Genomic DNA, 6,000 nt, shown 5'->3' with positions numbered 1-6,000 from the left:
CGCCCGAAGTGGTTGTGGGGATGTTCGCTTAGATCATGCTCAGCCGGATCGGCTCCCACATGCCCGCGAGCACGAGCCCGATGACGGCGAGGTACCAGATCACGACGACGACCCAGGCCCAGTTCGCGAGGCCGTGGCCGATTTTCACTCCCCCACGGCCGAGGCGGCCGTTCGCGAGGTTACCGATGGTGGTGAGCGTGACGGTCGGGATCGTGGCGGTCCAGATGACCATGCACCAGAGGCAGAGGGCGCGCAGCTCGAAGGCCGAGTACCACTGCAGGTAGGTGATGAGCACCGCAGCGCCGATCAGGCCAATCTGCAGGCCAACAAAGTACCAGTTCGGCAGCTTCACGCGAGCGACGATCACGACGCCCGAGACGACGGCGATCGTGAAGCAGACGAGACCGAGGATCACGTTCGGGAAGCCGAGGATCGCACCGGCGGTCGAGTTCATCGCCGGCTGGCACGTAACGAAGACGCTGAGGTCGCAGAGCAGCTCGGCGCTCGGGTCGGCGAGGTTGTGGAAGTACTCAATCGTGAGCATGAAGCTCGCGATGAGGCCAATGCCGCCGCCGATGAGGAGGGTCCACCCCGTGACGAGGGTGCGGGCGGCAGCCGGCAAGACCGCCTGACCCTCACCCTCGTCGAGGCGGTCTTCGAGGGTCGTGCTCACGGCTTAGTTCCCCGTTGTGGCGGTCGGCTCGGTCGTCGACTCAGCGGTGGCCGTCGGCTCGGTGGTCGAGTCGGTGGTGGCCGCGGGCTCAGCGCCGATGGCGTCGAGCAACTCGTCGAGCGAGGCGGGCACGGTCTCGAGCAGCGTGCCGTTCACGCCGACCGACGGGGTGCCCGAGATGCCATCTTCGCGGGCGCGCTCGGTGTTGTCGCTGATCCAGCCGCCGTAGTTGCCATCGGCGATGTTCTGGATGACCTCTTCATCGGTGAAGCCGAGGGTCTGCACGTACGACGCGTAGTCGCTGTAGCCCCAGCCGACCTGCGTCTCGGCCGGCACCGAGAAGATGCCGTTCATGACGGTGTAGAAAAGGCTCGGGTCGGAGCTGATGACGCCCGCGGTGGCCGAGCCGGCGTACTGGCCGTAGTCCTGCACGAAGCGGATCATGTGGTAGGTCACCTGCGCGTCGCCGTCGGCAATAACCTGCTCGTACGACGACTCCATGGCCGAGTGGTAGTCCTGGCAGGCAGGGCAGGAGAAGTCGAAGTAGTAGTCAAGCTTCGCGGGAGCGTCGTCGGAGCCAACCACGACGCCGCCGTCCTCCTCGACGCGGATCGGAAGGCTCACGGCGTCGCCCGCCGAGTTCGTGAGCTCGACCTCACCCTCGGCCGACGGCGTGACCTGGTTGCTGAACCACTTCGGTCCCATCACTACGAGCAGGACGATCGCCGCGATCACGACGACGGCGCCAGCCACGATGCCGAGCTGGGCGAACATCCGGCTGCGACGCTTGCGCGCCTCTTCCTTCTTGCGAAGCGCGTTGGCTTCCTCACGAAGCTGTCGAATACGGTCGCGGTCTTTACTGGCCATGCCCTGGGAGTTCCATTCGTGTTGGGAAGGTGCTGGAAGACCCAATTCTAGGTCGCCCCCATGCGAGCTCCCTAGAAATAAGTTTCCCCTAAAACCTAATGAACCAGGCGGTCCGCGACCGCGTTCCTGAAAATTGCATCCGGATCGAGGTCTCGCGCGATGTGCACGAAGTCGCTGTAGCGGGGCATCACGTCGGCGGCTTCACCGGCGGTGAAGGTGTTCCAACCCGCCCAGTTCGGCAGTCCGCCGAGGTAAATGAAGAGTTCCTCGGCCTGCCGCAGTGCCTCGAGGTTGCGGCCGGATGCGTCGCTCACGTCGAGGGCGACGGCCACCACATCCTGCCCGTACGCGGGCGACAGCCACACGTCGTCGCGCGCGACCATGCCGAGTCGCGTCTGCACGCCCGAGAACGCGCGGTTGCGCTGCGCGATGTCATGCAGCGCCTGCAGCACGAGGTCGACCTTGTAGAGCGGGAACTGGTATTCCATAGTCACGGCACTCGAGTTCGCGCCGGCGACGTCGCGCCCCTCGGCGAGCGAGCCGGTCGGCCCCTCGCGACGCTCGTCGAGCCGCTCGGCCCCGCCGCCGAACAGGCGACGCACCCCCGCGCGGAGGCGACTGAACAGGCCCGCCTTCTCGTCCTGCGCGTGCAGCGCCGACGAGAGGTTGCCGCGACGGGCCGCGACCTGCGCGGGCGACGCATCCTCGAGCCAACCGAGCGTGAGCTTGACGCCGTCGTGGCCGGGGCGCCAGGCCGCGACGTAGTAGTCGACCTTGCTGCGAGCCTCGGGCAGATCGCGCAGCATCGAACGCAGGTCGGTCTTGACTCGCTTCACGCGCAGCGCCCGGTAGCGGCGCACGCGCACGGTCACCTCGGTGACGATGCCGAGCGCGCCGAGCGAGAGGCGAGCGGCGCTCCAGAAGTGCGGGTTGCGCGATGCCGAGACTCGGAGCACGGCGCCAGTTTCGTCAATCAGGGTGACGCCGGCGACGGATGCGGGGAAGCTCGCGTCTCGCGGTGCGCCGCTGTGTCCGCCGAGCACGACACCGGCGCCGAGCGTGAGCTTCGCGTCGCTCGGGGCGCCCACCATCGACAGCCCCTCGGCTTCGAGCTGGGTCGCGGCCTGGTCGATCGTCGTGCCGGCGAGGAACGTCGCCGTGCCCGCCGCGGGGTCGACGCTGACGAGGCCACGCAGGCCGCGGAGGTCGATCGCGACGCCCGGCTGAGCGGCCTCGGCGCTGCCCTGTGGGTCGATCAGCCGCACCTGCGCGCCGGTGAGGTGTGCCCGCCGCACAGTGTCTTGCACCTGCGCAAGTGTGGTGGGACGAACGAGTTCGATCGCTGACTCGCGCTTGTCGAGAACGGTACCTGCAGCCACGCTCTGCCTTCTTTCGGATCCCAGGAAAGTCTGCGTCGTTCTATTCTGCCCCAGCATTGTCACGGTCAGGTTCACACGGAAACGAGGAATCCCCACTGCGGCGATGTCGTAGTGGGGATTTGTCGTGCGCCCCCCGGGACTTGAACCCGGAACCCGCTGATTAAGAGTCAGCTGCTCTGCCTATTGAGCTAGAGGCGCGAATCGAGCGGCGGAGTTGGTTCGTCAACCTCGCCGTACCGACTGAAAGACATTACCACCGCTCGACACGTGTTTGCAAGTCGTTAACCTACGCGCGAGAGGAACGCCTTGGTACGCGCGTGCTGCGGATTCGTGATGACGTCCCGGGGGTCGCCCTCCTCCACCACGACACCCGCATCCATAAACACGAGGTGGTCGCCGACGTCGCGCGCGAACGCCATCTCGTGCGTCACGACGACCATGGTCATGCCGCTCTCGGCGAGCTGCTTCATGACGCCGAGCACGTCANGTCGAGCGCCGAGGTCGGCTCATCGAACAGCATGAGCTTCGGCTGCATCGCGAGCGCCCGAGCGATCGCGACGCGCTGCTGTTGACCGCCCGAGAGGTGCCCGGGGTACGACTTCGCCTTGTGCGCGAGGCCGACCTGCTCGAGCAGCTCCATCGCCCGCTTCGAGGCGACCGACTTCTTCTCGTGCTTCACCCGCATCGGCGCCTCGATGATGTTCTCGAGCGCGGTCATGTGCGGGAACAGGTTGAACCGCTGAAACACCATGCCGATGTCGGCGCGCTGCGTCGACACTTCTTTCGGCGTCATCTCGTAGAGCTTCTCGCCGCGCTGCCTGTAGCCGATGAGCTCGTCCTCGACCCAGAGCCGCCCACCGTCGATCGTCNGTCGACTTGCCCGAGCCGGACGGCCCGATCAGGCAGAGCACCTGGCCGCGGCCGACCTCGAGCGAGATGTCCTTGAGCACGGTGTTCGAGCCGAAGCTCTTGACGATGTGTTCCGCGCGCACCATCGGTGTCGCGGTGGCCGTTGCGGTCATGCACCGTCTCCCGTCGTTCGCGTCGAAGTCGCCGAGTCGGCCGTCGACACGGCCCCGGTCTGCTGGCCGACCGGCAGTTTGAGCACGCCAGTATCGGCCACGCCCGTGTCTTTTTGCGGGGCCACCCCACGGCCGAAGTAGGCCTCGAGGTAGTGCTGGCCCACCATGAGCACGCTCGTGACCACGAGGTACCAGATGCTCGCCACGATGAGCAGTGGCACCGGCTCGTAGAGCGCCGCCGAGATCTCCCGCGAGCGCGCATAGAGATCGAGCGTGAACCCGAGTGCGGTGACGAGCGACGTGGTCTTCAGCATCGAGATGAGCTCGTTGCCCGTCGGTGGAATGATGACGCGCATCGACTGCGGAATGATGATGCGCAACATGGTGTCGCGCCAGCTCATGCCGAGCGCCTTCGATGCCTCCTCCTGCCCAGCATCGACCGAGAGGATGCCCGAGCGCACGATCTCGGCCATGTACGCGGCCTCGTTGAATGCGAGGCCGAGCACGGCGAGCCAGAACAGGTCGATCGCCTCGAATGGCGCGATCGTGAAGAAGGTCGTGTCGGTGAACGGCACGCCGACCTCGATCGACCGGTAGATCGTCGACAGTAGGCCCCAAAATACGAGCTGCACGTAGACTGGCGTGCCGCGGAAGAGCCAGAGGTACAGCCACGACAGGGTGCGCAGCACCGGATTATCGCTGAGCCGCATGACAGCGAGCACGAGGCCCATGACCACCGCGAGCACCATCGAGAGGATGGTGAGCGCGAGGGTCACGCCGACGGCCTGGAATACCCGGGTGTCGAAGAGGTACGCCCCGACGAGGTGCCAGCGGAAGGTCTCGCGCGTGGCCGCGTCATAAATGACTACAGCGAACAGCAAGACGAGAACGATCGCAACGGTCGTCCGCCAGGGATGTCGCAGCTTGACCGCGACGATGGGGTCGGTGCTAGCTGACACCGTTGATCACAGCTTCGTCGACGGCGCCGTCCTGAACACCCCAATTGCTGAGGATCTGTTCGTAGGTGCCCTCATCCATGAGCTCCTGCATCGCGGTCTGCACCGCCTGCGTCAGCTCGGTGTCCTTCGCAAACACAAGGCCGTACGGGGCCGCGTCGAAGACGTCGCCCTCAAGGGTGATCTTGTCGGAGGCCTGCAGCACGCTGTTCTGCGCAATCGGCGAGTCGGCGAGCATGTAGTCGGTGTTACCAAGCACGACGTCGTTCGTGGCCTCGTCCTGACCGTCCTTCTTGACGAGGTCGATCGGCGCCTCGCCGTTCGCCTCGCACTCGTCGCTCGCGGCCATGAGGTAGTCGTCGGACGTGGTGGTCGCCTGCGCGCCGATGGTGAGGCCGCACAGTGAGTCCGGCAGCGGGTCGACGTCAACGCCGCGCACGAACTGGAGGCCGGCCGAGTAGAAGTCGACGAAGTCAACCGACTTCTGGCGCTCGACGGTGTCGGAGAAGCTCGACGAGCCCATGTCGAGCGTGCCGCCGGTGACCTTCGGGATGATCTGGTCGAAGCCCTCCTTCGACCACTCGACGTCGAGGTCAAGCTTCGTGCCGATCGCCTCGACGAGTTCGACCTCCCAGCCCACCGGCTGCCCGTCGGGACCGGCGTACTGGTTCGGGGCGTAGGTGGCGTCGGTGCCCACGCGGAGCACACCGGCACTCGAGATCTCCTCGGGCACCATGGCGGCGGCGGTGTCAGACTTCGTCACCGAGATTTCGGCGCTCTCGGTGGGGTTGGCGTTGCCGCCGGTCCCCTCGGTGTTCTGCACGCAGCCGGTGAGCACAAGCGCAACCGCGGCGAAGGCGCCAATGGCACCGAGGGCTTTCCGGGACGAACGAGCGACGGACGATTTCACCATTGCTTTTGCCTTTCAGACGCCGACGCAGCACGCTGCGCCGACACGGGAACCACCTCGCCCACCTCAATTGAGCTTCGTTGCTGCTGCGGGCCGCAAGCAACGCTGATCGCGTCGCAGCCGAGTGAGGGCGTTGGGTTCCAATTTTCAGATGTGTGGGGAGCATAACCCGCACCCGGGGCGTTGTGTGCAC

Annotated in this window: 5 protein-coding genes, 1 tRNA gene and 1 pseudogene; all 7 read right to left on the bottom strand. The window is 66.0% G+C overall.

Going from position 1 to position 6,000, the window contains the following annotated elements; all coding sequences use genetic code 11:
• Positions 1 to 28: 28 nt before the first annotated feature.
• The gene (locus ID132_RS12700; protein ID WP_125107778.1) at positions 29 to 673 is read right to left on the bottom strand and encodes a vitamin K epoxide reductase family protein; all 645 of its coding nucleotides are present in this window, start codon (positions 671 to 673) and stop codon (positions 29 to 31) included.
• A 3-nt stretch (positions 674 to 676) separates the two neighbouring features.
• Positions 677 to 1,540, bottom strand: coding sequence for a DsbA family protein (locus ID132_RS12695; protein ID WP_125107777.1), 864 nt, complete (start codon positions 1,538 to 1,540; stop codon positions 677 to 679).
• Positions 1,541 to 1,635: 95 nt separating this feature from the next.
• Complete coding sequence (locus ID132_RS12690; protein ID WP_164509813.1) at positions 1,636 to 2,919, bottom strand: FAD-binding protein; 1,284 nt, start codon at positions 2,917 to 2,919, stop codon at positions 1,636 to 1,638.
• A gap of 125 nt (positions 2,920 to 3,044) precedes the next feature.
• A tRNA-Lys gene (locus tag ID132_RS12685) sits at positions 3,045 to 3,117 on the bottom strand.
• Between the two features lie 83 nt (positions 3,118 to 3,200).
• A pseudogene (locus ID132_RS15405) lies at positions 3,201 to 3,941 on the bottom strand (amino acid ABC transporter ATP-binding protein).
• Entirely contained in the window at positions 3,938 to 4,900 is a 963-nt protein-coding gene (locus ID132_RS12675; RefSeq protein ID WP_193128795.1) for an amino acid ABC transporter permease, read from the bottom strand. The pseudogene ID132_RS15405 and the gene ID132_RS12675 overlap by 4 nt, the downstream one beginning before the upstream one ends.
• On the bottom strand, positions 4,890 to 5,810 hold the full coding sequence (locus ID132_RS12670; protein ID WP_193128794.1) for a transporter substrate-binding domain-containing protein: 921 nt from the start codon (positions 5,808 to 5,810) through the stop codon (positions 4,890 to 4,892). The genes ID132_RS12675 and ID132_RS12670 overlap by 11 nt, the downstream gene beginning before the upstream one ends.
• Positions 5,811 to 6,000 lie beyond the last annotated feature (190 nt).

The organism is Gulosibacter sediminis (assembly GCF_014904065.1).
In the GTDB taxonomy this organism is placed as follows: Bacteria; Actinomycetota; Actinomycetes; order Actinomycetales; family Microbacteriaceae; genus Gulosibacter; species Gulosibacter sediminis.
Note: the sequence above shows the minus strand (reverse complement) of the source record. Positions and strands in the feature narration are given on the sequence as shown.